Origin of the sequence: Pseudomonas corrugata (assembly GCF_050920615.1) — a bacterium.
Classification (GTDB): Bacteria; Pseudomonadota; Gammaproteobacteria; order Pseudomonadales; family Pseudomonadaceae; genus Aquipseudomonas; species Aquipseudomonas corrugata.
In genome coordinates this window covers 3,346,732-3,371,638 of the sequence record NZ_CP130434.1, presented here as the reverse complement: position 1 = coordinate 3,371,638, position 24,907 = coordinate 3,346,732, and the positions used below count along the sequence as shown (strand labels likewise).

Annotated in this window: 23 protein-coding genes; 11 read left to right on the top strand and 12 right to left on the bottom strand. The window is 61.2% G+C overall.

Features of this window, described 5'->3' with window-relative positions; translation table 11 throughout:
* Nucleotides 1-123 precede the first annotated feature (123 nt).
* From QZH45_RS15175 to QZH45_RS15160, 4 genes are read right to left on the bottom strand one after another with little or no spacing between them, the layout of a single operon-like run.
* Nucleotides 124-1,686 (bottom strand): ArnT family glycosyltransferase, encoded by a 1,563-nt coding sequence (locus QZH45_RS15175; protein ID WP_080686201.1) that lies wholly within the window; start codon nucleotides 1,684-1,686, stop codon nucleotides 124-126.
* A complete protein-coding gene (locus QZH45_RS15170) occupies nucleotides 1,649-1,942 on the bottom strand; it encodes a lipid-A-disaccharide synthase N-terminal domain-containing protein (RefSeq protein WP_024777316.1) in 294 nt (97 codons plus the stop codon). The genes QZH45_RS15175 and QZH45_RS15170 overlap by 38 nt, the downstream gene beginning before the upstream one ends.
* 1 nt (nucleotide 1,943) lies before the next feature.
* Nucleotides 1,944-2,687: a glycosyltransferase family 2 protein gene (locus QZH45_RS15165; protein ID WP_024777317.1), complete on the bottom strand. Its 744-nt coding sequence runs from the start codon at nucleotides 2,685-2,687 to the stop codon at nucleotides 1,944-1,946.
* 30 nt (nucleotides 2,688-2,717) lie between these two features.
* Nucleotides 2,718-3,689 carry an NAD-dependent epimerase gene (locus QZH45_RS15160; protein ID WP_024777318.1) on the bottom strand — a complete coding sequence of 324 codons (972 nt, stop codon included), beginning with the start codon at nucleotides 3,687-3,689 and terminating at the stop codon, nucleotides 2,718-2,720.
* Nucleotides 3,690-4,266: 577 nt separating this feature from the next.
* Between QZH45_RS15160 and arnB the strand changes: the two genes are divergently transcribed.
* From arnB to QZH45_RS15120, 8 genes are read left to right on the top strand one after another with little or no spacing between them, the layout of a single operon-like run.
* Nucleotides 4,267-5,415: a UDP-4-amino-4-deoxy-L-arabinose aminotransferase gene (gene arnB, locus QZH45_RS15155; RefSeq protein ID WP_053193870.1), complete on the top strand. Its 1,149-nt coding sequence runs from the start codon at nucleotides 4,267-4,269 to the stop codon at nucleotides 5,413-5,415.
* Entirely contained in the window at nucleotides 5,412-6,431 is a 1,020-nt protein-coding gene (arnC, locus tag QZH45_RS15150) for an undecaprenyl-phosphate 4-deoxy-4-formamido-L-arabinose transferase (protein ID WP_024777320.1), read from the top strand. Before arnB ends, arnC begins: the two co-directional genes overlap by 4 nt.
* Nucleotides 6,428-8,419, top strand: coding sequence for a bifunctional UDP-4-amino-4-deoxy-L-arabinose formyltransferase/UDP-glucuronic acid oxidase ArnA (arnA, locus tag QZH45_RS15145; protein ID WP_053193867.1), 1,992 nt, complete (start codon nucleotides 6,428-6,430; stop codon nucleotides 8,417-8,419). The genes arnC and arnA overlap by 4 nt, the downstream gene beginning before the upstream one ends.
* A complete protein-coding gene (arnD, locus tag QZH45_RS15140) occupies nucleotides 8,419-9,303 on the top strand; it encodes a 4-deoxy-4-formamido-L-arabinose-phosphoundecaprenol deformylase (protein ID WP_024777322.1) in 885 nt (294 codons plus the stop codon). The genes arnA and arnD overlap by 1 nt, the downstream gene beginning before the upstream one ends.
* Nucleotides 9,300-10,949: a lipid IV(A) 4-amino-4-deoxy-L-arabinosyltransferase gene (gene arnT, locus QZH45_RS15135; protein WP_024777323.1), complete on the top strand. Its 1,650-nt coding sequence runs from the start codon at nucleotides 9,300-9,302 to the stop codon at nucleotides 10,947-10,949. Before arnD ends, arnT begins: the two co-directional genes overlap by 4 nt.
* Complete coding sequence (gene arnE, locus QZH45_RS15130; RefSeq protein ID WP_055136142.1) at nucleotides 10,946-11,290, top strand: 4-amino-4-deoxy-L-arabinose-phosphoundecaprenol flippase subunit ArnE; 345 nt, start codon at nucleotides 10,946-10,948, stop codon at nucleotides 11,288-11,290. Before arnT ends, arnE begins: the two co-directional genes overlap by 4 nt.
* Complete coding sequence (gene arnF / locus QZH45_RS15125) at nucleotides 11,287-11,688, top strand: 4-amino-4-deoxy-L-arabinose-phosphoundecaprenol flippase subunit ArnF (RefSeq protein ID WP_024777325.1); 402 nt, start codon at nucleotides 11,287-11,289, stop codon at nucleotides 11,686-11,688. Before arnE ends, arnF begins: the two co-directional genes overlap by 4 nt.
* The gene (locus QZH45_RS15120; protein WP_024777326.1) at nucleotides 11,685-13,064 is read left to right on the top strand and encodes a UDP-glucose dehydrogenase family protein; all 1,380 of its coding nucleotides are present in this window, start codon (nucleotides 11,685-11,687) and stop codon (nucleotides 13,062-13,064) included. Before arnF ends, QZH45_RS15120 begins: the two co-directional genes overlap by 4 nt.
* A gap of 25 nt (nucleotides 13,065-13,089) precedes the next feature.
* Here the strand turns inward: QZH45_RS15120 and QZH45_RS15115 are convergent, their stop codons facing one another.
* Entirely contained in the window at nucleotides 13,090-14,106 is a 1,017-nt protein-coding gene (locus tag QZH45_RS15115) for an AraC family transcriptional regulator (RefSeq protein WP_024777327.1), read from the bottom strand.
* An 11-nt stretch (nucleotides 14,107-14,117) separates the two neighbouring features.
* On the bottom strand, nucleotides 14,118-15,461 hold the full coding sequence (gene pssA / locus QZH45_RS15110) for a CDP-diacylglycerol--serine O-phosphatidyltransferase (protein ID WP_024777328.1): 1,344 nt from the start codon (nucleotides 15,459-15,461) through the stop codon (nucleotides 14,118-14,120).
* Nucleotides 15,462-15,655: 194 nt separating this feature from the next.
* On the opposite strand from pssA, the gene QZH45_RS15105 reads away from it, so the two are divergent.
* Nucleotides 15,656-16,225, top strand: a complete 570-nt coding sequence (locus QZH45_RS15105) for a TetR/AcrR family transcriptional regulator (protein ID WP_024777329.1) — start codon at nucleotides 15,656-15,658, stop codon at nucleotides 16,223-16,225.
* Between the two features lie 57 nt (nucleotides 16,226-16,282).
* Complete coding sequence (locus QZH45_RS15100; RefSeq protein WP_053193863.1) at nucleotides 16,283-16,762, top strand: DUF1348 family protein; 480 nt, start codon at nucleotides 16,283-16,285, stop codon at nucleotides 16,760-16,762.
* A gap of 411 nt (nucleotides 16,763-17,173) precedes the next feature.
* On the opposite strand, the gene QZH45_RS15095 is transcribed toward QZH45_RS15100, so the two are convergent.
* Nucleotides 17,174-18,235 carry a peptidase M42 gene (locus QZH45_RS15095; protein ID WP_055135464.1) on the bottom strand — a complete coding sequence of 354 codons (1,062 nt, stop codon included), beginning with the start codon at nucleotides 18,233-18,235 and terminating at the stop codon, nucleotides 17,174-17,176.
* Nucleotides 18,236-18,494: 259 nt separating this feature from the next.
* Here QZH45_RS15095 and QZH45_RS15090 point away from each other — a divergent pair, with 259 nt between their 5' ends.
* Complete coding sequence (locus tag QZH45_RS15090; protein ID WP_024777662.1) at nucleotides 18,495-18,896, top strand: hypothetical protein; 402 nt, start codon at nucleotides 18,495-18,497, stop codon at nucleotides 18,894-18,896.
* A 59-nt stretch (nucleotides 18,897-18,955) separates the two neighbouring features.
* Here the strand turns inward: QZH45_RS15090 and QZH45_RS15085 are convergent, their stop codons facing one another.
* From QZH45_RS15085 to QZH45_RS15065, 5 genes are read right to left on the bottom strand one after another with little or no spacing between them, the layout of a single operon-like run.
* Entirely contained in the window at nucleotides 18,956-19,561 is a 606-nt protein-coding gene (locus QZH45_RS15085; protein WP_024777663.1) for an RraA family protein, read from the bottom strand.
* On the bottom strand, nucleotides 19,554-20,375 hold the full coding sequence (locus QZH45_RS15080) for an IucA/IucC family C-terminal-domain containing protein (protein WP_024777664.1): 822 nt from the start codon (nucleotides 20,373-20,375) through the stop codon (nucleotides 19,554-19,556). Before QZH45_RS15080 ends, QZH45_RS15085 begins: the two co-directional genes overlap by 8 nt.
* A gap of 4 nt (nucleotides 20,376-20,379) precedes the next feature.
* On the bottom strand, nucleotides 20,380-22,263 hold the full coding sequence (locus tag QZH45_RS15075) for an IucA/IucC family protein (RefSeq protein WP_024777665.1): 1,884 nt from the start codon (nucleotides 22,261-22,263) through the stop codon (nucleotides 20,380-20,382).
* Entirely contained in the window at nucleotides 22,260-23,042 is a 783-nt protein-coding gene (locus QZH45_RS15070; protein WP_024777666.1) for an HpcH/HpaI aldolase family protein, read from the bottom strand. Before QZH45_RS15070 ends, QZH45_RS15075 begins: the two co-directional genes overlap by 4 nt.
* A complete protein-coding gene (locus tag QZH45_RS15065; protein WP_024777667.1) occupies nucleotides 23,036-24,892 on the bottom strand; it encodes an IucA/IucC family protein in 1,857 nt (618 codons plus the stop codon). The genes QZH45_RS15070 and QZH45_RS15065 overlap by 7 nt, the downstream gene beginning before the upstream one ends.
* Between the last annotated feature and the right edge of the window lie 15 nt (nucleotides 24,893-24,907).

The window sequence follows — 24,907 nt, the reverse complement described above, 5'->3', positions numbered from 1 at the left end:
TGGTTTGGGGGTGGGTTGCCGGTCATGGCCCTATCGCGAGCAGGCTCGCTCCCACAAGGGTTTCACGGTGAACACAAATCCCCTGTGGGAGCGAGCCTGCCCGCGATAGCAATCTCCCAGTCGCTACAAAAGCTGCTTCCACGCGAATGAATACACCTTCCCCGGTGCCGGAGGCTGGCACTGCTGGTTATCCGCATCGGCCCCCACCAGGAACCACTCGGCCCTGGAGGTCTCGCCGACGCTGCGGGCCTTTTGCGGGTCGTAGCAGCGCGCCAGGTCCCGCTCAGGCACCAGCGCATAGGCCTGCGGATGGCTGCGAAGCCACAGCGCGGACTGTTCCAGGGACTGATTGCTATAGAAACCGAAGTGCACGATAGGTTGTCGGGCGAACAACCAGTGCCCTTCGCGCCATCCCACCAACACCAGTTCGGCGTTATTGCTCAGTCGCGCGACGTCAGCCATGAGGGTTTCGTGGGGATTGACGCCCTCCTTGTGCGGCTCGATGAACCCGCGAACAAACCAGGCGCACAGCCACGCCACGGTCAGCACGGTAAATACCGTCCTGCCTCGCGGACGCTGGCTGAACCAGCGGTGCAACATCCACGGAACCAGCGGTGCCACCAGCAGGATCAACCCGGGCAAAGCGGGGAAAATGTACAACTTGCGTTTGCCGCTGCTCAGGCTGAAGAACAGCAGTACCAGCACCACCCAGCCGAGCAATACCAACACCCGACCATCGTGCTTGAGCAACTGCTTGCGCCAGGCTGGCACCAGCCAGGGCAGCATGAAGAATATGGGTAACCAGTACTTGGGAATCACCTCGACGAAGAAGTACCAGAAGGGTTCGCGATGCTCCCACGCGTTGGCGTAGCGCCCCGCCGTTTGCTTGAACAGGATTTCCTGGGCATAGGCCAGGCTGTCGGCACTGCCCTGCGCCACGATCAGCAACAGCGGGCCCAGCCATACCGCAACGGCAGCGAGCGCCACCAGCAGCCCCAGCCACCAGGCACCGGCCTTGCCAGGCATCGGCACCACGCCTTTCCAGCCCTTGCGCACTGCATAGGCGTAAGGAATCAGCATCAACACCGGCAGAAAGCCAACTCCTTTGCTGATGATGCCGAATCCCATCGCCGCACAGGCCACGTAGTACCAGCGCCAGTCCGGCCCAAGCAACAGATGCCGGCACAGGCCATAGAGACCCAGAATGGTCCAGAGCGCGAGAAAGCCATCGATCTGTCCAGTGCGCAGAATGCTGTAGGTCTGGTAGGTCGCCAGGAACAGCAGCGCAGCAATCACACCGATACGTCGCCCCCATAAGCGCCGGCCCAGGTCATACAGGCAAACCGTGGTCACACTGCCGGCCAGCAGCGCCGGCAAGTACAGGGCAACTTTGGGCAGGTGCGTCAGTTGCACGAACAGCGCCACGGCCCACATGAACAGAGGCGGCTTGTCCGCGTAGATTTCCCCGGCCCGGTGAGGAATGAACCACGAGCCATTCTGCAGCATTTCCAGAGCCACGCCGAGGAAACGCTCTTCATCGACATTCAGCGGTTGCCGCCAGCCAAGCCCGGCCCCCACCATGACCAGCGCCAACACTGCAAAGCCCAGTAATTCCAACCGAGGGGAAGCTAATCGTATCCGCACCGTTTCAGCCTCTTTTATCCAGCTCAAGGCCTTTGTTTTCATGCTGCCGAGCGATCAGTTGCAAGTTGCGCAGATACACGATGAAGCCAAAGGACTGGCCGAGAATGAAGACCGGGTCTTCGCGATAAATGGCGTACGCCAACAGCAATGCACTGCCAGCGATGCTCAGGTACCAGAAGCCGACCGGGATCATGCTGCGTTTCTTGTACTCACTGTAGAGCCACTGCAGGGCAAAGCGCCCGGTAAAGACCAACTGGCCCATGAATCCCACGGCCAACCACATCGATTCCCTGCCCATGTCAGGCCTCGCTTTCTTGCGCGTTGACGTCCAGACGGGTGCGTTTGATCAACCACCACACCCCCAACAGATCGACGATGCCCACCAGGGCCCGGTCCAGGTTCCCGTAGTTGGACACCCCTGCCCCGCGTTCACGGTGATTGACCGGCTGAACCAGCATCCGACCGTTATGACGACGGATAAGGGCAGGAATGAAGCGGTGCATGTGATCGAAGTACGGCAGGCGCAGGAACGCCTCGCGCTCGATCAATTTGATGCCGCATCCAGTATCCGGGGTCTGGTCCTTCAGCAGGCTGGCCCGCAGCTTGTTGGCAAATCGTGAAGCCCAGCGCTTGCTCGCCGTGTCGCGACGGTTCACCCGATGCCCCGCCACCAGCTTGACGCCCGCGGGCTTGCCTTCCGAACCACGTACGAGGTCGAGCATCTTCGGCAAATCGGCCGGATCGTTCTGGCCATCGCCATCCAGGGTCGCCAACCAGTGCCCGCGAGCCACCACCGCGGCATGGTGGATCGAGGTGCTCTGCCCCAGGGAGCGCGCATGGCTGAGCACCCGCAACTGAGGGTAGCCCTGGCCTTGCAGCGTGCGCAGTTCGGCCGCGGTGGCATCGGTGCTGCCGTCGTCCACCACAATCACTTCAAATGCCTCGTTGACCAGCGCCGCACGCACCTCCTCCAACAGGGGGATGAGATTGCCTGCTTCGTTCTTCGCCGGGATCAAGACGGATACATAAGGGGTTTCGTGCATGACTTTCCTATAGATATTCCAAATGCGCGGTTAAACGCGGTAATAGTCGCGGTACCAATCGACAAACGACCGCACGCCGCTGGACACCGGGGTCCGAGGGCGAAAATCCACCCGTTCTTCCAAGTCGCGGGTGTCCGCCCACGTGTCGACCACGTCGCCTGATTGCAACGGCAAGAAATTCTTGATGGCGCGCAAGCCCGTCGCCTCTTCAATGCACTCGACAAAATGCAGAAGCTTCACCGGCGAACCGTGCCCGATGTTGTAGACCTTGTTCGGTGCACCGCTCTTGTCGGTGGGCGGGAGTGGCAGCAGTCGGACGATGCCTTCGACGATGTCGTCGATGTAGGTGAAATCCCGAGACATCGCGCCATCGTTGTACACATCAATGGCGCGGCCGTTCAGGATAGCGTCAGTGAACTTGAACAGCGCCATGTCGGGTCGCCCCCAAGGTCCGTACACGGTGAAAAAGCGCAGGCCGGTCGTAGGGATGCCATAGAGATGGGAGTAGGAATGGGCCATCAACTCGTTTGCGCGCTTGGTCGCGGCGTAGAACGACATGGGCCGATCGACCGGGTCGGTCGTGGCATATGGCAGGTGTTCGTTCAAGCCATATACCGAGCTGCTCGAGGCGTAGACAAGATGCGCCGGTCCATGGGCACGGCAGGCTTCGAGGATATTGAGGAACCCCACCAGATTGCTTTGCGCGTAGGTGTCGGGATTGTCGATGGAATAACGCACGCCGGCCTGGGCAGCCAGGTGGATGACCTGCTCGAAAGGTTGTTCGGCAAACAGCTCCCGCAACGCCTGATTGTCGGCGACATCGAGCCAGCGGAACTGAAAGTTGGAGCAGGCATCCAGCTGTGCCAGCCGGGCCCGCTTCAACTCGACGCTGTAGTAGCTATTGAGGTTATCGATGCCAATGACCTGATGGCCATCGGCGCATAGCCGCTTGACGGTATGGAAGCCAATGAAGCCGGCGGCGCCGGTGACCAGAATGGTCATGCGACGGACTCCTGTCCAACTGGAAGACAGGCGCGCGCCTTGAAACTGACATACCGGCTACTCAAAACGGTCACTTGCATACTTCACTCTGTTTGATGGCCCAACTTTTTCGGCACTTGCAGAGCTTCTATCAAAAACAAATGACGGTTTTATGATCGAAACATGACTTGCTCAATGCGGGAGTGACAACGGTAAAAAAAACGTTTCGTGCGCGATCCTGTTGATAGGTATCAGAAAAATATCTGCCCAGTAACGAAAATGTAATACATATTAAAAATCGCCTGTAAGCATTCCGCTACTAGCGATGTACGAAACAGACTTAAACCTGAGTCGCACCTGACAAGTTAAGTTTTTTTCACTGATCTTTTTTTCACAATCCTTTCAAAGAAAATCGCCTAACCTCAATGAATACGGGGCCACTTGTCATAAGTGTGCATCCGCCAACCGGTGGTGAAAACATGACAAGGATGTGTTTCCTACAAGGTAACTCTTTGATGCAGCTTTTCTTTTAGCGTCTACGCTGTCGCTGGATCCAATCTCTCGTTTCAACGGTTACTCTTCAGTCCCTGAGGCCCCCATGAGTCGAACGTTTCTGCCCTTCTCTCGCCCCAGTATCGGCGAGGAAGAGATTGCCGCTGTAAATGAGGTACTGCGCTCCGGCTGGATCACCACGGGCCCGAAAAGCCAGCAACTTGAAGAGCAGTTCGCCGCCTATGTCGGCTGCCGGCACGCCGTTGCACTTTCTTCGGCCACCGGCGGTATGCATATCGCGTTACTTGCATTAGGCATTGGCCCGGGCGATGAAGTCATTACGCCGTCCCAGACCTGGGTGTCGACGGCCAACATGATCTGCCTGCTAGGCGCCACACCGGTGTTCGTCGACGTGGACCGCGACACGCTCATGAGTGATCTGTCGAGCATCGAAGCGGCCATTACCTCGCGTACCCGGGCGATCGTCCCGGTGCACTATGCCGGTGCCGCGTTCGACCTCGACCCTCTCTATGGGTTGGCGGAAAAACACGGTATCGCCGTTATCGAAGACGCCGCGCACGCGGCCGGCACCCGCTACAAAGATCGCCACGTCGGCGCCAAGGGCACGGCCATTTTCTCATTCCATGCGATCAAGAACATGACCTGCGCCGAAGGCGCCATGTTCGTCACGGACGATGAAGCACTCGCCGCTCGGGTGCGCATGCTCAAGTTCCATGGCCTCGGCGTCGACGCCTACGACCGCCTCACCCATGGTCGCAAGCCCCAGGCGCAAGTGATGGAGCCAGGCTTCAAATACAACCTGGCCGACATCAACGCCGCCATAGCTCTCGTGCAATTGGAGCGCCTGGACGACATCAACGCCAAGCGCACGGAACTGGCCAAGGTGTACTTGCAACGGCTGGAAGGTTCAAAGGTACAGCCATTGGCGATCCCGACCTATGCGCAGCAGCACGCCTGGCACCTGTTCGTCCTGCGTATCGATGCCGAGCGCTGCGGCCTGGACCGCGAAGCGTTCATGAAAGCCTTGCAGGAGCAAAATATCGGCACGGGCATCCACTTTATCGGAACGCACCTGCACACCTACTACCGCCAGCGCTTCCCTGACGTCCATCTGCCCAACACAGAATGGAATTCGGCTCGTCTGTGCTCGATCCCGCTGTTTCCCGACATGACCGGCGATGACGTGAGTCGCGTCGTCGACACCATTGAAAACGTCCTGGATGCACACCTGTGAAACCTTATCCGATCAATTGCGTGTCAATTGTCATTCCGGTTTACAACGAGGAAGAAAGTCTGCCCGAATTGCTTCGGCGTACCGAAGCGGCATGTCGGCAATTGCGCCACAAGTACGAAATCGTGCTGGTCGACGACGGCAGTCGGGACGAGTCGGCGCAGATACTGGAAGAAGCCGCGACGCTGCGGGGCAGCCCGATCGTCGCGGTGATCCTGAACCGCAATTATGGTCAGCACGCCGCGATCATGGCCGGTTTCGAACACTGCAAGGGCGACGTCATCATCACCCTCGACGCGGACCTGCAAAACCCGCCCGAAGAGATTCCGCGCCTGGTGGCCCAGGCCGAACTGGGCTATGACGTAGTCGCCACGGTGCGCAACAACCGCCAGGACTCGGCCCTGCGGCGCTGGCCGTCGAAGCTGATCAACCTGGCGGTGCAACGCTCTACCGGCGTTGCCATGAGCGACTACGGCTGCATGCTGCGTGCCTATCGTCGGTCCATCGTCGACGCCATGCTCGCATGCCGCGAACGCAGCACTTTCATCCCGATCCTCGCCAACAGCTTTGCCCGGCACACCACGGAGATCCTGGTGAGCCACGCCGAGCGCGAGCACGGGGAATCCAAGTACAGCGCCATGCGCCTGGTCAACCTGATGTTCGACCTGATCACCTGCATGACCACCACACCTCTGCGGCTGCTGAGCATCGTTGGTTTCGCCATGGCCGGTCTGGGCGTGTTGTTCGCCATCGCCTTGATCGTCCTGCGGCTGGTCTTCGGTGCCGGCTGGGCCGGCGGCGGAACCTTCGTGCTGTTCGCCGTGCTGTTCGTGTTCACCGGCGGGCAATTCATTGGCATGGGCTTGCTGGGGGAATACCTGGGGCGGATGTACAGCGATGTGCGTGCCCGCCCCCGTTTCTTCGTCGAAAAAGTCCTGCGTGGACAACCTGCCACGCCGGCTCCCGTTATCACCGTTGACGGCCTTACTTCCATTTCTTCAGATCAGGTTCACTCATGAGCACAAAAGCCGTAGTTTTCGCCTATCACGATATCGGCTGTGCCGGCATCGAAACCCTGCTCAATTCCGGCTTCGACATTGTCGCGGTGTTTACCCACGCCGACGACCCCAAGGAGAACACCTTCTACGGCTCCGTCGCGCAATTGTGCGCGCGCAAGGGCATCCCGGTTCATGCTCCCGAAGACGTCAATCATCCGCTGTGGATCGAGCGCATCGGCAAGCTCGCTCCTGATTACCTGTTCTCCTTCTACTACCGTCACTTGTTGAGCGAACCGCTGCTCGCCATTGCTCCTAAAGGCGCGTTCAACCTGCACGGTTCCCTGCTGCCGCGCTATCGCGGACGGGCGCCGGCCAATTGGGTGCTGGTCAACGGTGAAACCGAGACTGGCGTAACCCTGCATCGCATGGTCAAACGCGCGGATGCCGGTGCGATCCTGGCCCAGCAAAAGGTCGCCATCGAGCGCAGCGACACCGCGTTGAGTTTGCATGGCAAATTACGCCAGGCGGCCATCGACCTGCTGCGCGACACGCTGCCCAGCCTGCTTGCCGGTGAGGTCCGCGAAAGAGAGCAGGACGAATCCAAGGCCACGGTGTTCGGTCGGCGCACGGCGGCTGACGGCAAGCTGGTCTGGCAGCGCCCGGCCGAGGAACTGTTCAATCTGGTCCGAGCCGTGACCCAACCCTATCCCGGGGCGTTTTGCGCCGTTGGCGAACACAAGCTGATCGTCTGGAGCGCGGAAGTCGTCGAGGGCAACGAAGGCCAGGATCCGGGGCGCGTCATCAGCGTCGACCCGCTGCGCATTGCGTGTGGTGTGGATTCGCTGGTGATCACCTCGGGCCAACGCAACGAAAACGGCCTGTACCTGGGCGGGCCACAACTGGCCAACGAATTGGGACTGGTTGACGGTTCGGTGCTACGCGGCACGGAGTCTCGCCGAGGTCCACGGCGTACCCGGGTGTTGATCCTGGGCGTCAACGGCTTCATCGGCAATCACCTGTCGGAACGACTGCTGCGCGACGACAAATACGATGTCTATGGCCTCGACATCGGCTCCGATGCCATCGAGCGCCTGCGTAGTCACCCGCATTTCCACTTCGTCGAAGGCGACATCAGCATCCATTCCGAATGGATCGAATACCACATCAAGAAATGCGACGTCATCCTGCCGTTGGTAGCCATCGCCACACCCATCGAGTACACCCGTAATCCGCTGCGGGTGTTCGAGCTGGATTTCGAAGAGAACCTGAAACTGGTGCGCTACTGCGTCAAGTACAACAAGCGCGTGATCTTCCCCTCGACGTCCGAAGTCTATGGCATGTGCCAGGACAACAACTTCGACGAAGACACCTCCAACCTCGTTGTCGGCCCGATCAATAAGCAGCGCTGGATCTACTCGATTTCCAAGCAACTGCTCGACCGGGTGATCTGGGCCTACGGCCAGAAAGGCCTGAAATTCACCTTGTTCCGCCCCTTCAACTGGATGGGGCCGCGCCTGGATCGATTGGATTCGGCACGCATCGGCAGCTCCCGGGCGATTACCCAACTGATCCTCAACCTGGTGGAAGGTACGCCGATCCGCCTGTTTGATGGTGGTGAACAGAAGCGTTGTTTCACTGATATCGCCGACGGTGTCGAGGCCTTGGCGCGGATCATCGACAACCAGAATGACGCCTGCAACGGGCAGATCATCAACATCGGCAACCCGGACAACGAAGCCAGTATCCGCCAGTTGGGCGAGGAGCTGCTGAGACAGTTCGAGGCGCACCCGTTGCGCGACAACTTTCCGCCTTTCGCCGGGTTCCGCGACGTCGAAAGCAAGGCCTTCTACGGCACCGGTTACCAGGACGTCTCACACCGCAAACCAAGCATCGCCAATGCCAAGCGCCTGCTGGACTGGACGCCAACCGTGCAGATGAGTGAAACCATCGCCAACACGCTGGACTTCTTCCTGCGCGAAGCGATGCTTGAAATCGCGGACCAACGCTGATGCAGGCGGGTCTTCGAATCGATGTCGACACCTACCGGGGCACGCGCGAAGGCGTACCGCAGTTACTGGATATTCTCCAGGAGGCACAGGTCAAGGCGACGTTTTTCTTCAGCGTCGGGCCGGACAACATGGGACGTCATCTGTGGCGACTGCTGCGACCGCAATTCCTATGGAAAATGCTGCGCTCCAACGCCGTTGGGCTGTATGGCTGGGACATTCTCCTGGCCGGTACCGCCTGGCCCGGCAAGCCTATCGGCCGCGATCTCGGGCACCTGATGCGTCAGGCTCGGGCGGCTGGGCATGAGGTTGGTTTGCACGCTTGGGATCACCATAGCTGGCAGGCCAACGCAGGGCGCTGGGGACAGGCACGGCTGATCGAGCAGATTCGCCGAGGCGTAGACAGCCTCGGCGATATCCTCGGCGAACCCGTTACATGTTCGGCGGCAGCTGGTTGGCGCGCCGATGAACGCGTGATCGAGGCCAAGCAAGGGTTCGGCTTTCGCTACAACAGCGATTGCCGGGGACAGAGCCTGTTCCGGCCCGTGCTGGCCGGCGGGGACCTGGGCACGCCACAGATCCCCGTGGACCTGCCGACCTTCGACGAGGTGGTTGGCCCAAGCGTCATGGCCAAGGATTACAACGCTTTCATCCTTGAGCGCTTTGCCGCCGGAAAACTCAACGTCTACACGATCCATGCCGAAGTCGAAGGGATACTGATGGCCAACCCTTTCCGCCAATTGCTGGCGCAAGCGGGCCGACGAAGCATCCGCTTTCAGCCCCTGGGCGATCTGCTACCTGCAGCCATTGAAGGCTTGCCAGCAGGTCGGGTGAAGCGCGGCACGCTCGAAGGGCGTGAAGGCTGGCTGGGAGTGCAAGGCGCATGAGCAAGCCCTGGGCACTCCCCCTGCTGCTGGCGACCTGCCTGTTGGCATACCTGCTCCCGCTGGCCAGTCATGGGCTATGGATTCCCGACGAAACCCGTTACGCCCAGATCAGCCAGGGCATGCTGCTGAGTGGCGACTGGGTTTCGCCCCACTTCATGAGCCTGCGCTACTTCGAAAAACCGGCGGCCGGCTATTGGATGATCGCCCTCGGCCAGGCACTGTTCGGTGAGAATCTGTTCGGTGTGCGCATTGCCTCGGCCATCAGCATCGGGCTCAGCGTGATGCTGTGCTACCTGCTTGCCCGCCGGCTATGGAACGATCCTCGCAAGAGTTTCGTCTGCGCGCTGTTGTACATGAGCCTGACCGTGGTCGCAGGCGCGGCAGGTTACGCCAACCTCGATCCGCAGTTCACCTTCTGGGTCAACCTGAGTCTGGCCGCCTTGTGGTTTGCTCTGGACAGCAACGGCCGCAACCAGCGCCTGATCGGCTGGGCGATGCTGGGGCTGGCATGCGGCATGGGCTTCTTGACCAAGGGTTTTCTCGCCTGGTTGCTGCCGGTGCTGATCGCCCTGCCCTGGATGGCCTGGCAACGACGCTGGCGTGAGTTGCTGGTCTTCGGGCCACTGGCAATCGCGGTGGCGATTATCGTCAGCCTGCCCTGGGCCCTGGCGGTGCACGCCGAGGAACCGGACTATTGGCGATTCTTTTTCTGGCATGAGCATATCCGGCGCTTTGCCGGGGACGATGCCCAGCATGACTCGCCCTGGTGGTTCTATCTACCGCTGCTGGTGGCGTTCAGTCTGCCGTGGGTGGCGCTGCTGCCGCCTGCGCTACGGCAAGCGTGGCAGACACGGCGTCAGGCGAGTATCGCGTTCCTGTTGTTGTGGCTGTTGATGCCACTGCTGTTTTTCAGCCTCAGCAAAGGCAAGTTGCCAAGCTACATCCTGCCGTGCCTGCTGCCGCTGGCGCTGCTGTTGGGCCATGCCCTGGCGGACCGGCTGGAGCACAAGCAAGGCCGCTCCCTTGCCATGAACGGTTGGCTCAACCTGGTGCTGGGCTTGCTGGCGTTGCTTGCCCTGGTCTATCTGCAACTGAAGAAACCGCTGTACGCCCATGAGCCGCACAATCTTGTGTTGGTTTCTGTCGGCCTGATCGGCTGGATCATGAGCAACCTGCTGCAAGCCCTCAGGCCCTTGCGCTGCTGGGCGGCCCCGGCCTTCGGCAGCCTGCTGCTGATCGGCTTGCTACCAATGGCGATGCCCGCGTCCGTGGTCACCAACAAGATGCCCGACCAGTTCATCCTCGAACACCTCGATGAACTAAGTCATACCGACAAGTTGCTGGCCAACGACCTTGGCGCCGCATCCGCCCTCGCCTGGCGCCTGAAGCGTCCGGAGGTGGCGTTGTACAACACCATCGGTGAATTGAAGTATGGCCTTGCCTACCCTGACGGCCTGCAGCAACGGGTCGACCCGCCACAGGTGCAGCAATGGATGCGCGACGCCCGTCGAGGCGGTTCGGTCGGCGTGGTCATGCGCGTCAAGGGTGAAGAGGAGCTGGAGGAAATCGAACGGTTACCCAAGGACGGAAAACGTTATGAACAGGGCAACCTGGTCATCCTGATCTTTTCTCAGGACGCATCATGAGCTTGTTGCTGCTATTGGCTGCCTGCGTGCTGACGTGTCTGGGACAGATTGCCCAGAAGTACGCCGTCGAGGGTTGGCGCGGCCGGTCGTCGGGCTGGGGAGAGAAACTGCGCTCGCCGTGGTTGTGGCTGGCGCTTGCGACGCTGGGGGCTGGCCTGCTGGTGTGGCTGCTGGTACTGCAGCGCCTCGAAGTGGGCATCGCCTACCCCATGCTGAGCCTGAATTTCGTATTGATCACCCTTGTCGCCCGCTTTGTATTCCACGAGACCGTTGACCGTCGCCATTGGCTGGGCGTCGCCCTGGTGATCGTCGGGGTGATGTTGCTGGGACAGCACGCATGAATCTTCGCCGCGGTGTCATTTTTGCGCTGGGCAGCGTGTTGCTGGTCAGCATCGCGCAGCTGGCTTTGCGCTGGAGCATGAGTCGCCTTCCGCTGCCTGGGCAGTGGCTCGCGGGCAGCGTCGACCCAATGGCGCTGGTCGTGGTCCTGGGAGCCATTTTTGCCTATGCCTTGTCGATGCTCTGTTGGCTGTTTGCGTTGCGGGACCTGCCGTTGGGCCGCGCCTATTCGCTGCTCAGCATCAGCTATGCGCTGGTGTACCTGCTTGCCGCCGCGCTGCCACTCTTCAATGAAAGCTTCAGCCTCTCGAAAAGCCTCGGAGTGACCTTGGTCATCCTCGGCGTCCTCACCATCAACTCTCGCCCCGTTCAAGCATCCGAACCCAGGAAGGTCGTATGAAAATCAGCGTATTCGGTAGCGGCTATGTCGGTCTGGTCCAGGCAGCCGTACTGGCAGAGGTCGGTCACGATGTCGTCTGCATGGACATCGACGCCGAAAAAGTGTCGGCCCTCAATCAGGGCCACGTCAGCATTTTCGAGCCTGGCCTGGCCGCGCTGGTAAAGGACAATCTGGATAATGGAAGGCTGCGTTTTACCTACGAGGAAAAGCTTGCCGTAGAGCATGGCAAGGTCCTGTTCATTGCCGTAGGCACCCCTTCGCACCCGGACGGTTCAGCAGACCTGGGCAGCGTCTTCGCAGTGGGGGAAGCCATTGCCCGGCACCGTACCGAGCCCGTCATCGTCGTTGAAAAATCCACGGTCCCCGTGGGCACCGGCGATGCCCTGCGTGACCGAATGAACGAGGCCCTGCGACACCACAGCCGGATACTGGATTTCGCTATCGTCTCCAACCCGGAGTTTCTCAAGGAAGGCTCAGCCGTTGCTGACTGCAGACGTCCCGACCGGATCGTCATCGGATGCGAGCGGGATGATGTCCGCGACGTGATGCGTGAACTGTATGGACCGTTCAATCGCAACCATGAACGCATCATGTTCATGGACCTGCGCAGCGCCGAGCTGACCAAGTACGCGGCCAACTGCATGCTTGCCACCAAGATCAGCTTCATCAACCAGATCGCCGAGCTGGCCGAGCACCTGGGCGCCGACGTAGAATCGGTGCGCCTGGGCATCGGCGCCGACTCGCGCATCGGCTATGACTTCATCTACCCCGGCTGCGGCTATGGCGGTTCCTGCTTTCCCAAGGACATGCGCGCATTGATCCACAGCGCCCAGCAGGTCCAGTGCTCCAATGACCTGTTGCAGGCGGTGGAAGCGATCAACCAGCGACAGAAGCAAAAACTGTTCGAGCGAGTCAATGCGTTCTACGAGGGCGACCTGCAAGGCCGGACGTTCGCGGTGTGGGGCCTGGCATTCAAGCCCAACACGGATGACATGCGGGACGCGCCCAGCCGGGTACTCATGGAAGCGCTATGGGAAGCCGGCGCTCACGTACGGGCATTTGACCCGGAGGCCATGCGCCAGACCCAATCGTTGTACCAGGATCATCTCAATCTCAGCCTGATGGGCACACCGGAAGCGACCCTCAGCGGTGCCGATGCGCTGATCATCTGCACCGAGTGGCAACAGTTCAAGGCGCCGGATTTCGACCTGATCCAAAAACGGCTCAAGGCCCCGGTGATCTTCGATGGCCGCAATCTGTACGACGCAGAGCGCCTGGCGCAGCGGGGGTTCCAGTACTTTCCGATAGGCCGTGGCGATTCGTGCAAGTTGCCGATCTCGCATCAAACAAAGTGGGAGCCCCGTATCGCGCGCTGAAAGCTGAAAGCCGGGGCCCGATGAATCAGCGGGGGTCGTTGAGAATCAAGCTGCGATAATGCCCCGGATTGGACCCGGACCACTTGCGAAATGCCTTGTAGAACGAGCTGGCATCGGCGAAACCCAGGCGCGAAGCGATGTCGACGAAACTGATGGAGGGTTCGGCGAGCCAGGTGATCGCCAGCTCCTTGCGCACGCTGTCCTTGAGTCCCTGATAGGTCTGCCCTTCTTCCGCCAGGCGCCGGCGCAGGGTCGACGCCGACACACACAACTGCTGGGCCAGCGCTTCGGTTTCCGGCCATTGCTCGGCCGGCAACTGGCGCAGGTCGTGCCGGATCCGGCTGGCCAGGCTCTGCGGGTCGCGGTATTTGACCAGGATATTGGCCGGCGCCCGGGCCAGGAAACGCTTGAGTTCTTCGACACTGCGGCGAATGGGCAGGTCCAGGTACTCGGCGGCGAAGATCATCCGGGTACGGGGGCGGTCGAAGCGCAGGTTCTGGGAAAACATCACCCGATAGTCATCGCAGAAATCCGGCGCCGGGCAGCGCAGCTCGACGGAGAGGATGGGAATGCGCCGTCCAGCCAGCCAGCAGGCCACGCCATGGACGATCATCCAATAGGTGAAGTAGGTAAAGGCCCGACGTGGCTCCTGATCGTCTTCCAGCAAGACGATTTCCGCCAGGCTCTGCTGGCGCACCCATTGGGCAGGCAACTGCTCAAGCATCAGCGACAGGAACCCCAGCCCCGCTGTCAGGCCGGTCGCCAGTGTTGGCTGCGCCATGGCGCACTGGCACAGGAACGCCAGGCTGCCGGACTTGAGCTTGCGCGGATCCATGCCGAAGAACTCATCGTCCAGGCGCCTTGCGAGCAAGCGCCAGAGCCGCGCATAGGCTGCGGCAGGCACCCGCGCCAGGGGATTGTCGAGCCACCCGGGATCGATGCCGACCTTGCTCAACACTTCATCGGTTGCAGGGCCTGGGGCGCAGCTTTGCAGCAGCGCCTCACGCACCAGCTGTATCGAGATGGTGTCTTTTTCGGCCATGGTGCCGGCGTTCACAGGATCCGGTAAAGCAGCCGTTCGATCCGCACCCGACTGACCCGTTTCAGGAACTTGGCCACCGCGGCCGGGTAGTCCGGCAGCGCTTCCAGGTCCAGGTAGCGGTCGATTCGGCGGGTGTGCCGGTAGATCTGCTCGAGCTCGGCCTGACGAGGCCCCAGCAACTCACCCTTGGGGTCGTCCAGCAGCAAGGCGTTTTCCAGGTCCAGGCGGAAGGCTCGTGGGTTGAGATTGTTGCCGGTCAGCAAGGTGTAGCGCTCGTCGACCCACATGCCCTTGAGGTGATAGCTGTTGTCGCCGTCACGCCACAAGTGCAGGTTCAATTGACCACTGTCGATGTAGCGCTGGTGCCGCTTGGCGAAACGACGCAGGCTGATCTCATACAGGTAAGGCAGCGCGGCGATGATCTTGAACGGTTCGCTGGGCGGGATGAAGAAGTCGTTGGCGGTCTTGTCGCCGACGATGATGTCGATCTTTACCCCACGGGCCAGGGCGCGGTTGAGCTCCCGGGTCACCGCCAGGGGCAGGTTGAAGTAAGGCGTACAAATGGTCAGTTGCTGGCGGCTGCTGGCGATCAGTTCGCCGATGACCCGACTCAACGGATTGTTCTTGCCGACGCCCAGCAACGGGCTCACTGACAGGCCACTCTTGTCGAGGCTACCGGACGTGGTGTCATAGGCCGCGTACTTGAGTCGACTGCGCAGGTCACCAATGTCCTTGCGCAAGCTGCGGGTGCTGGGCAGGTTCGGCAGGTCCAGGCGATGCACGGCCTTGGAGGTGATCAGGCCGTGCTGCACCAGGTGGTGCATCGAATCGGCCAGCGCCGTGTTCTGCAGCAGGTGATAGCGGTCGTAGCGGTACTTGTCGAACTTGTGCAGGTAGACGTTGTTCAGGCTCGCGCCGCTGTAGAGCACGCAATCGTCGATCACGAAACCTTTCAGGTGCAGCACCCCGAACAGTTCGCGGGTCTGTACCGGCACGCCGTAGATCGGCACTTTGCTGGCATGGGTGCGCGTCTGCTCCTGGTACCACGCCGAGTTGCCCGGCTGCTTCTTGGCGCCGATCAGCCCGCGCTGGGCCCGCAACCAGTCCACCACCACGACCACCTCCAGTTCCGGGCGCGCCGCTTTGGCGGCATGCAAGGCGTCGAGGATTTCCTGGCCGGCTTCGTCCTGTTGCAGATACAGGGCGACGATGTAGATGCGCTGGGTGGCCTGGGCGATTTTTTCCAGCAGGCAACGGCGAAACTCGGCTGCGCCATCGAGGATGGTCACGGCATCGGCGGTCAGTGCAAAGCTGCGCAGCTTGGGCAGCAGGGAGCGTTTGAAAAGCGACGGCATAGGGCTCGCAAAAGGTCGATTCCGAAGAGCCGCTGAGCTTACACCATGGCGGATGGGTTTGGGACTCTGTGGGAGCACAGCTTGCTCGCGATCACGATGGCGGAGCCCCATTGCCAGCAAGCCATGTTTCAAAAAGGGCAGCCACAGGAAAAAAACATTTGACCAAGGAGAACGGTCGTTCCACTGTATTCGCCATGAACGAAATCATCAGTAACGACACACGAGACATCATCCTCGATGTCGCCGAAAAGTTGATCTATAAGAGTGGCATTGCCGCCACCGGCATGGATCTTCTGGTGAAAACCGCCGGCGTCTCCAGGAAAAGCATCTACCGCTATTTCGCCAACAAGGACGAGCTGATCCTGGCCGCCCTCGCGCGAAGGGACGAGCGCTGGATGCACTGGTTCAGCACCGAGGTCGACAAGGCCCCTACCCCGGCTGCACGGCTGTACAACCTGTTCACCGTGCTCAAGGGCTGGTTTGACAGCGACGGCTTCAGAGGCTGCGCGTTCATCAATACCAGCGGTGAAACCGGAGACCCACAGGACCCGGTTCGCCAATTGGCGAAGTTGCATAAGCAGAAGTTGCTCGATTACGTCACCCGGTTGTGCGTTGAACAAGGCGCCGAAAATCCCGAAGCCCTGGCCCGACAACTGCTCATTCTGATCGATGGGGCCATTACTGTCGCACTGGTCATGGGCGATCACAGTGCCGCCGATCACGCCCAGGACATGTTGAAAGTGTTGTTGGTTGAAAAGCAGTAAAAAGCCTGCCTCATCAAAGGTCATGAAACTTGATTCATCACTCGCCGGAGAATTGCCATGTCGTCCCCTGCTGAAGTTCGTCCGCCGTTGCCGCCCTTCACCCGTGAATCGGCTATCGAGAAAGTTCGCCTGGCCGAGGACGGCTGGAACTCTCGTGACCCACAGCGAGTGTCCCTGGCCTACACCCTGGACACCCAATGGCGCAACCGCGCCGAATTCGTCCATAGCCGCGAAGACGCCAAGGCCTTCCTGACCCGAAAATGGGCCAAGGAACTGGATTACCGGCTGATCAAGGAACTCTGGGCGTTCACCGACAACCGCATCGCCGTGCGTTATGCCTACGAATGGCACGACGATTCGGGCAACTGGTTCCGTTCTTATGGGAACGAGAACTGGGAGTTCGATGAACAAGGCCTGATGCGCAACCGCTACGCCTGCATCAACGACCTGCCGATCCAGGAAAGCGAACGCAAATACCATTGGCCCCTGGGGCGCCGGCCGGATGATCACCCTGGGTTGTCCGAACTGGGGTTGTAGACACAACACCTGCCAATACCTTGGCCCAATGTGGGAGCAAGCCTGCTCGCGATAGCGGTGGGTCTGCCCGCTCCAGTGTTGAATGTGCCACCGTCATCGCGAGCAGGCTCGCTCCCACAGAGAACCTGCGGTGAAACTCAAATCCTGCTGGCACCTTGGCCCATTGTGGGAGCGAGCCTGCTCGCGATAGCGGTGGGTCTGCCCGCTCCAGTGTTGAATGTGCCACCGTCATCGCGAGCAAGCCCGCTCCCACAGAGAACCTGCGGTGGGACTCAAATCCTGCTGGCACCTTGGCCCATTGTGGGAGCGAGCCTGCTCGCGATAGCGGTGGATCTGCTTGCTCCTGTGTTGAAGGTTCCGCCGTCATCGCGAGCAGGCTCGCACACCATAGGGTTCACTGGCCGCAGGGCCTCATCGATTGAGCAGGAACTCCAGCAACGTCGCCGCGCAGGCTTCAATGCTGCCTTCCAGGATCAGCTCATACCCATGGGTGTTTTCCGTGGGTATCGCGATACAACCTCCCATGGCCGACACGCCGCTGCCCATGACGGCGCTGGCATCACTGGCGAAGTCCACAAGCAATGCAAATTGCGGCTCCAGGCCGCTGCGTTCGCCGGCACGGTACAACTGGTCGACGATATTGCGGCTGTAGCAGCCTTTTTCGTCCCCCGTATTGATGATCGGGTTGACGCTCAACCGGGTTCCATACTCTTGCACTACCGGCCCGACCTCGACGGCAACGGTCACCTCGCCCGGCAGGTGGGCGGCGGCATACAGTGCTCCGGCATTGGACTCCTCTTCCAGGGTGCTGAACACGAAATACACTTCACCGGTCAGTTCCGCCCGGCGCTCGGCCAACAGCGCGGCAGCCTGCAGGGTCGCGACCATCGGTGCACGGTCGTCGAGAAAGTGTGCGGCAATGGCATCGCCCACCCGAAACGGCCGGCGCCAGTGCTGGCTCAGCACCACCCGCGTGCCAGGGCGCACACCGTGCCTGTGCAATTGTTCCCGGGAACAACGGGTGATCACGTGGACATCTTCCCAGTGCACATTCCCGGACAGGACATCCGCCCCCTGATGGGTTTCGGCCGTGCTGTGCATGGAGCCGAACGACAACACACCCGGGATGAAATCCCGATCGCCCAGGATGTCCACCGGGCACACGCCGAAGTTGATCGGGTTAGCACCTCCCAAGGCCACTACCCGAAGTGTTCCATCGGGTTCGACGCGTTTGACCAGCATGGCGATTTCGTCCAGATGCGCCATGACCCTGACCGGCGTTTGGCGGCCGCTACCGCTGACGACTCCCTTGATCAAGCCGATCACGTTGCCGGCCGGGTCGACCCAGGTCTTGTCGCAATGGGGTTCCAGTTCCCGCAGGCAGATTTGCCGGACTTCGTCTTCCTGTCCGCCGGGTCCGCGGGCCATCAGCAACTCTTCCAGCAACGGTAATGTAGACAGATTCGCTTGCATCGATCGGACTCTCCTTATGCTTGCCACGGGGCCGTCGCGGTGCCGATGACGGAGCGGACCGTAACGTGCCTGTCTTTCTTGAGGGTGCCCGTGTTGGAAAAATTTGATCGGATCGGCGGATAAACAGACGAGCGGGCCATGCCAGGTGACAGACCGGCGGCCATATGACAGGGTTGACCCCAATATCGCCAGGCATCACATTGCCTGGACCGCCGATGGACTCAACGGCAGTTTCGTCGTACCCGGATTTGTGGAGCCCATGACCGCGTCGATTCCGATCCGCCCCCCCTGCCCGCCTGGCGTCTGCGACTGCGGGCGCGATGCATTGCTGGAAACGGCGGGCAGCGACTTGCGCATCCTTTGCCTGAACCGTCAGGAAGAAAAGCGCCTGCTCGAACGGCTGGAAAACATCCAGGACCTGGCCGAGCTCGAACGGTTGCAACAGCGGCTTTACGAAAACCTGGGCATCCGCTTGACCATCGAGCCGGGCTATAACGAAGTCCGGACCATGCGCGGTATCGCCATCGAGTTCCAGGAACAACCCGGTCTCTGCCGCAAGATTCGCCAATCGATCCCGGCCGCCATTCGCCGCGGGCTGGAAAAACGCCCGGAAATCGCCTGGCGCTTGCTGGACGCCCACGACTTGTTCCGCGACGCCTGACGCTCAGCGCTAGTGACCTGTACGGTTGATTTGAGTGCGCGAATCAACCACACAGGCCACTAAATCCGTTGCAGAAACTCGGTTCTTTTCTGCCGATCCGCCTGTTCTTTCGTCAGTAGTTTGGGCAGCAGATCGATGGCCTGTTGCACCCCGAGGATGAACACACCGTCGTCATCGCCGATGGCAAGGTCGCCCGGATGCACAGTGACACCCGACACCCGGATCGGCTGATTGACTTCGCCGCCGAGCCCAAGGCTACGGGTTGTGAAAGCGCTGACACTGCGACTGAACACCGGCAGGCGATGGGCCCGCAGGGCGGCCACATCGGTCACCGCGCCGCACACCACGACGCCGGCCAGGCCTTTGATCAGGCCGGCCAGGGTGCGCAATTCTCCCCAGCAAGCGCAATCGGGGTCACCCACGCATTCCACCACCAGCACATCCCCCGGCTCGCTCAACAGCAAGGCTTCGCGCAAGACACTGCCGTCGGGTGTGAAGAGCCTGACCGTGACCACCCTGCCGAGCATGCGCAGGTTATCGAACAGCGGGCGAATACCCCGCAGGTAACCGCTGTCGGTGAAGTGCCCCAGGGTGGACGAAGCGATACCCCGGTACTGTGCCAACAGCGACTCAGTGAGCTCCGCTGGCGTGATTGAATCATTCATGTCTTGTTCTCTTGCGCAGCAACGGGCAGGCCGAACAGTATTCGACCGGGTTGCTCGCTTGGTAATAGAAACAGCACGTGCGCCGCAATCGCCGACAGCCTCCATCGGCAAGGGGCATGGGGGCGCGACGAAAATGCTGCAACGGGTTGTAATCCAGGCCGAACAGCCCAGGATCGGCCTGGTTCAGCAGCCAGTCGAAGTCGGCATTGATGCGCCGGCGCGTGGACGGGTCCCGCAGGCTGTCCATGCGTTTTTCATACAGCGAATAGACCCGCACCGCCGTGTTTTCCCAGAGGATGCGTCGGGAGATGCCGCTGACCTGGGCGAACCGATCCCACAATGGCTTGAGCAGCCCGGCGAACAGGCTGCCGACCACCGCTTCACGCCAAGCCTCCCGCTCGCCGGCGGCATAGGTCCAGCTCTCCAGGTCCAGCAATGGCATCGACGAGGTCCAGCGTCCCTCGTCGTGACCGTATTCGATGACGCTGTTGTCCAAGGACATCAGCAGCCCCTTGTCGCATGCCGACAGCGCATACAGGCAGGTGTTGGTGATGAGGAACGACATTCGCTTGCTCAACAGCGAGGCGGTGATTGCCCGGGACGGTGAGCCAAGGACCGGCGTCAGCTCGTCCAACAGCCGCAGGCACACACCGCCATTCAACAGTTCATGGGCCGCCAGGGAACGCGACGAATCGCGTTCCCCTGCCGGTTTCAACCGCAAGGGGCCGCTGAGCACCGCCCACTCGCCAGCCGTAAACCGGCGGGCCGCATCGGTGAATGCCGGTTCGATCCCGAGCCCTCGAGTGACCGCCATGCCCTCAGGCCTCCAGCGACAGCCGGCGGAACGGGTTGACCACCTCGCCCTTGCCGAACGGCATGCTGCCCGGCCCACCGGCCCGCTCGATCATGGGCGTGAGCAACAGCTTCTGCGGCCAGTTCGGTGCGTCGAACAGTTGCGCCTTGAGCATCGCCCGGGTCTCGGCGTCGAAGTCGATGGTCTCGATCAACTCGTCCAGCACGTCCCGCAGGGCCTGCCACAAACCGCTCACCGGCATCGAATAGACCTGCGCCAGGGTGTCCATGATTGCGCGCATGTTGACCTGGATGCCCAGGGTCTGCAGCCAGAACAACAGGTCTTCAGGACGCGCGTGGTACAGCGTGTTGGCGTGGCCTTTCTTGATGCGGTACACCGGGTCCGCCATGCCGTTGCGCTCCAGCCACGGCACGAAGATCCGCAGCGAATCGTGGTCGCGCAGCAGCAAGCCTTCGGCATGGCCGTCCTTCCACACCAGCACAGCGTTCTGGCCGTGGACTTCCCCCAGCATGCCGAGGCGGAACATGCGCAGATTGATGTCGAAGAAACTGCGGGCCAGTTCGCGGAACAGGGTCATGACCGACTCGGCGTCCGCCGGCAGGTTGCGATACCGCATCCAGTCATCGAAGAAGTGGCGGTTGCTGCCCGGCAGCGGCGTGCCCAGGGCGGCCATGGGTAGCAGGCGGGTATCGGCATCGTTGAGCAACGCGCTGGGGTAACCCCGAACCATAGCCGACAGGTGCCTCGGTGCCTCATCGAACAGCGTGGCCTCGGGTGGCATGAACGCCCACCACTTGCCCTCGTTGCACAGGTGCAGCGAGTGACGCAAGGTCGCGTCTTTGTCCAGGACCTCGTGGAGCAAGGCTTCGCTCAGGCCGCCGTTGATCATCTTCACCGCTGGCAGGTAGCGCGATGCGCCCAGGGAGTGGATGGCCATTGGCAACTTGAGGTAGTCGGCGCTGTCGAAGCACGGCGTCATGGAGCGCAGCGATGAGGTGGCGAAGAAATCACCCTCATTGAAGCTCAGGCGCTGGCAGTCGCCCTTGGCAAATACCGCACCCAGCTGTTCGTCGAGGACGTGGTCCCACTGCCAGGGGTGGACTGGCAGCGCGATGTGGCTGTCGGCCAGGCCCCGTGACTGCATTTCCCCGGCGAGCCGGGCCTGCAGAGGTTCAGGCAACAGATAACGTGCCGGATAACACTGCGCCAGGTCTCCCACGCCTTCACCGCATTGCAGAAGCGTGCGGTCCACCGCCACCCAGTTCAAGGCTACCGGCCGGGCGAACTCGGCCTGGTAACGCAGGTACTCCTCGTCGTCGAGCCCTTGCTTGGCCTTGGCCAGCGGGTGATAGGGACGGTCGCGCAGCGAGGCCCACTGTTCCATGGTGCGCAAGAACGTCGCCGGATCCTGGGCCATCAACTCACGGTCATCTACCGCATGGGACAAGGACAGTGCCGTCTGCTTGACGCTGGTGCGCAGCACATCGAGAAACAGCGCCAGCCCTTTATCGTTGTCCTTGAAGCGTTCGGCCATCGCGCTGAACACCCGCTTCATGAAGTCTTCCGGGGAGAGCACGGTCCATTGTTCCTCCTGCCGGGCCAGCACCGCTGTACCCGGCACTTTTTCCCACTGTTGGGTGATACCCGCACGCAGGGCAATGCTGATGAAGCGCTGTTCGGTCGGGTCGTAACACCAATCCCAGATGCACTGTTGCGGGGGCAGCCCGTCGAGCACCGGCGCTGTCGGGTGGGCCTGCTGCCAGTCGCCGATGCGTGCCAGGGGCAACGGCTCGCTGCCGAAGAAATGTTCGGCCAGCAAGCAATCCACCAGATCCTGCATGACGATATCGGCGGCTTGGGCCAGGGCTTGTGAGGTCAGGCGAGTCATCTTGATTCATGTCCTTCTGAAGAAAGTGTGGCCAAGCGGCCCTGGAGGGCGCGAAACGCGATGCCGCGCTCGTCGCCCAGTACAAAGGTGTTCACCCCTCGGGCACGCCAGCGGGCGTGGTCGTCGGGTTGGCGGGGAATGGCGCAATAGGGAATGCCGGCATCGCGGGCCGCCTGCCAGGTGTCCAGCAGCGCCTGTTGCACCGCCGGCGTGTTGATCTGCCAGGGCGTGCCAAGAGACTGGGACAGGTCCGCCGCGCCTTCGAGGATCATGTCCAGGCCGGGCACCGCCGCGATGTCCGCCGCACGCCGTACGCCTTCGGCGCTTTCAATCATCGCCACCACCATGATTTGCTCGTTGGCCAGTCCCACGTACTCGGCCAGGCTGTGTTTGCCAAACGAACCGGGGCGCCCGGCATTCAGGCTGCGCCGCCCCAACGGCTGGTACTTGCACGCGGCAATCGCATCGGCCAGTTGCTCCGGGCTTTCGATCATCGGCAACACGATGCCCTGGGCGCCGCCGTCGAGCAGGCGCAGCAGGGTTTTCGGATTCAGGTCCGCCACCCGCACCAAGGGTGTGACGGCGTAGGCTTCGGCCATGCGGATCATGTGCTCCACGGTTTCCGGGTTGATCAGCACATGCTCCATGTCGATGATCACGAAGTCGTAACCGGCCTCGGCGATCAACTCGATCGCCATGGCCGACGGAATCGAACTGATCAGGCCATAGGCGGCCTGTCCCGCAGCGAGCTTGAGCTTCAGTTGATTGGTTCTCAGCATGTCTGCGGCCTGAAGGGGTGCAGCGGATTGGGCACCGACTTGAAGCGCCGCTCCCCGTCGCCCAGCAGGCGGCGCTTGGTCAGTTCCTCCACCTCATAGGACGGTGCGAACACGTCGAACAACGCAAAGCGCTCGCGGTGTTGCGGGTGCGCAGCCTGGTAAGCCGTGATGACGTCGGCGGTCATCTGCCAGAAGCGGGTTTCATCCAGCTGATAGTGCTGGCGCAAGAAAATCGCCATTTCCGCCAGGCAAATGAAGAAGAAACAGTCGCAGGAGAAATCCCGTACCGCATTCACGTCATCGGTGAGGATGAACGAGTTGCGGTTCAGCTTTGCATGGCTGGCGGGCAATGGCACCAGGGTCGGGCACAGTTGCGGCCGCGCCAGGTGCGCCGGGGAGTAGCGCACGCCGTCGTGGAAGTCCTTGAGGGCAATGCGTTGCGGCCAACCGTCCTTGGTGATCAGCACAATGTTCTGACCGTGGGACTCCATACCGATGCCCTCGGCGTAAAGCATATGAATGATCGGCGGCACCGTGACTTCCAGCAGCCGCTGGGTCCAGGCCTGCAAACCGTACTGGGCAATCCAGGCATCAATGAACGGCAGTTGCTCGCCCTGGCCGTAGCGGTTTTCCACATGGCTCAGGCCGTTGAATGGCACCGCTTGCTCATCGGGCTTGAGGTAGGCATGGATGCTTTCACGCCAGATAGCGCCGAGAGTGCCGTAGGCTTGAGACGCGCGGGTGACCGGTAGGTGGTCGTAGCTGAAGCTGACCCCGGCCACTTCACCGAGGATGACGAAATCCAGGGCACGGGCGGTGCTGTCGGTGGCGATCAGTTGCTGCAGCCAGTCGGTGATGATCGGGCCGTTCATCACCGTATGCCGTGCCAGAATCCGCGTGCTGGAGGTGTTGGTCATGCTCATCGCCAGCTTGACATAAGGGCGCTCGGGCGCGCTGGCGTTGGCCAGGGTGCGGATCGATTGCTGGGCCTTGTACTGGTCCTGCGAGGTGCCCAGGTAAATCAATTCGCCGCTGAGCAGCTCAGGGTAGAACGTCGGGACAATGGTGTTTTCCCATTGCCATGGGTGGACGGGAAGCACCCAGTAAGCGTCCGGCGACTGACCGCGGCCTTCGAGGATCGTGGCCAGCTGTTGCAGGCGCGTCTCCCCTGCTTCCTGGCGGATGAACGCGTCGAAATCCATCTTGCTGGAATGGTTCATCGCCCCGCAGGACTTGGCCACGGCCAGCCAGACAATGGCGATGGGGCTGGCGAACTCCGGCCCGTAGCGGGTGTTGTCGTGCAGGGAGAAACCGATCCGCGATTTGTAGCACGGGTGGTAGCTGTGGGCGTCCATGAAGTGCTGTTCCAGCGCATCCACGTCCAGCCGATGGGGAGCACGCGGTGCACGGTAGCCTTGGCTGCGCGATTGCAGATCCTTGAGCTGGGTCTGCTCCAGTTCCTGGATAAAGCGCGGCAGATGGGTGCTGCCCTCGAACTCGCCAAGCAGTTCGGCCAACGCCTGGTGCAGGTCAGGTACCCGGGAATGGCCTGCGGCATCGACTCGCTCAAGGCTGGCGTGATCCAGGCGGATCAGCTCAAAACTGCTGCTGCGCAGGCCATTGCAGTGGTATTGCACCGGTTGTTGCGCGGCATCGATGCCTTGCACCATGAAACGATACCGGCCGTCCGCAAGCGCCTGGCACTGGTACGCCAGCACGTCCTCGTACAGCAGGGTTTGCAGCAGTTGACCGACCACCCTTTGTTGGACTTTTACCCGGACATCGGCATCGGTATCCGCCAGCCAGACACCTGGGGCGGTGGGCTGAGGGGCTTGTTCAAAAATCGTCATGGGAATTCCTTATCA

Excerpts from the sequence above, each read along its gene's own strand:
- arnB (WP_053193870.1), top strand. The coding sequence starts at position 4,267 with ATGAGTCGAACGTTTCTGCCCTTCTCTCGCCCCAGTATCGGCGAGGAA.
- QZH45_RS15120 (WP_024777326.1), top strand. The coding sequence starts at position 11,685 with ATGAAAATCAGCGTATTCGGTAGCGGCTATGTCGGTCTGGTCCAGGCA.
- QZH45_RS15080 (WP_024777664.1), bottom strand. The coding sequence starts at position 20,375 with ATGGCGGTCACTCGAGGGCTCGGGATCGAACCGGCATTCACCGATGCG.
- QZH45_RS15175 (WP_080686201.1), bottom strand. The coding sequence starts at position 1,686 with ATGAAAACAAAGGCCTTGAGCTGGATAAAAGAGGCTGAAACGGTGCGG.
- QZH45_RS15105 (WP_024777329.1), top strand. The coding sequence starts at position 15,656 with ATGAACGAAATCATCAGTAACGACACACGAGACATCATCCTCGATGTC.
- QZH45_RS15170 (WP_024777316.1), bottom strand. The coding sequence starts at position 1,942 with ATGGGCAGGGAATCGATGTGGTTGGCCGTGGGATTCATGGGCCAGTTG.
- arnE (WP_055136142.1), top strand. The coding sequence starts at position 10,946 with ATGAGCTTGTTGCTGCTATTGGCTGCCTGCGTGCTGACGTGTCTGGGA.
- QZH45_RS15065 (WP_024777667.1), bottom strand. The coding sequence starts at position 24,892 with ATGACGATTTTTGAACAAGCCCCTCAGCCCACCGCCCCAGGTGTCTGG.
- arnD (WP_024777322.1), top strand. The coding sequence starts at position 8,419 with ATGCAGGCGGGTCTTCGAATCGATGTCGACACCTACCGGGGCACGCGC.
- arnT (WP_024777323.1), top strand. The coding sequence starts at position 9,300 with ATGAGCAAGCCCTGGGCACTCCCCCTGCTGCTGGCGACCTGCCTGTTG.
- QZH45_RS15095 (WP_055135464.1), bottom strand. The coding sequence starts at position 18,235 with ATGCAAGCGAATCTGTCTACATTACCGTTGCTGGAAGAGTTGCTGATG.
- arnF (WP_024777325.1), top strand. The coding sequence starts at position 11,287 with ATGAATCTTCGCCGCGGTGTCATTTTTGCGCTGGGCAGCGTGTTGCTG.
- QZH45_RS15165 (WP_024777317.1), bottom strand. The coding sequence starts at position 2,687 with ATGCACGAAACCCCTTATGTATCCGTCTTGATCCCGGCGAAGAACGAA.
- QZH45_RS15085 (WP_024777663.1), bottom strand. The coding sequence starts at position 19,561 with ATGAATGATTCAATCACGCCAGCGGAGCTCACTGAGTCGCTGTTGGCA.
- QZH45_RS15090 (WP_024777662.1), top strand. The coding sequence starts at position 18,495 with ATGACCGCGTCGATTCCGATCCGCCCCCCCTGCCCGCCTGGCGTCTGC.
- QZH45_RS15160 (WP_024777318.1), bottom strand. The coding sequence starts at position 3,689 with ATGACCATTCTGGTCACCGGCGCCGCCGGCTTCATTGGCTTCCATACC.
- QZH45_RS15115 (WP_024777327.1), bottom strand. The coding sequence starts at position 14,106 with ATGGCCGAAAAAGACACCATCTCGATACAGCTGGTGCGTGAGGCGCTG.
- QZH45_RS15100 (WP_053193863.1), top strand. The coding sequence starts at position 16,283 with ATGTCGTCCCCTGCTGAAGTTCGTCCGCCGTTGCCGCCCTTCACCCGT.
- arnA (WP_053193867.1), top strand. The coding sequence starts at position 6,428 with ATGAGCACAAAAGCCGTAGTTTTCGCCTATCACGATATCGGCTGTGCC.
- pssA (WP_024777328.1), bottom strand. The coding sequence starts at position 15,461 with ATGCCGTCGCTTTTCAAACGCTCCCTGCTGCCCAAGCTGCGCAGCTTT.
- QZH45_RS15075 (WP_024777665.1), bottom strand. The coding sequence starts at position 22,263 with ATGACTCGCCTGACCTCACAAGCCCTGGCCCAAGCCGCCGATATCGTC.
- QZH45_RS15070 (WP_024777666.1), bottom strand. The coding sequence starts at position 23,042 with ATGCTGAGAACCAATCAACTGAAGCTCAAGCTCGCTGCGGGACAGGCC.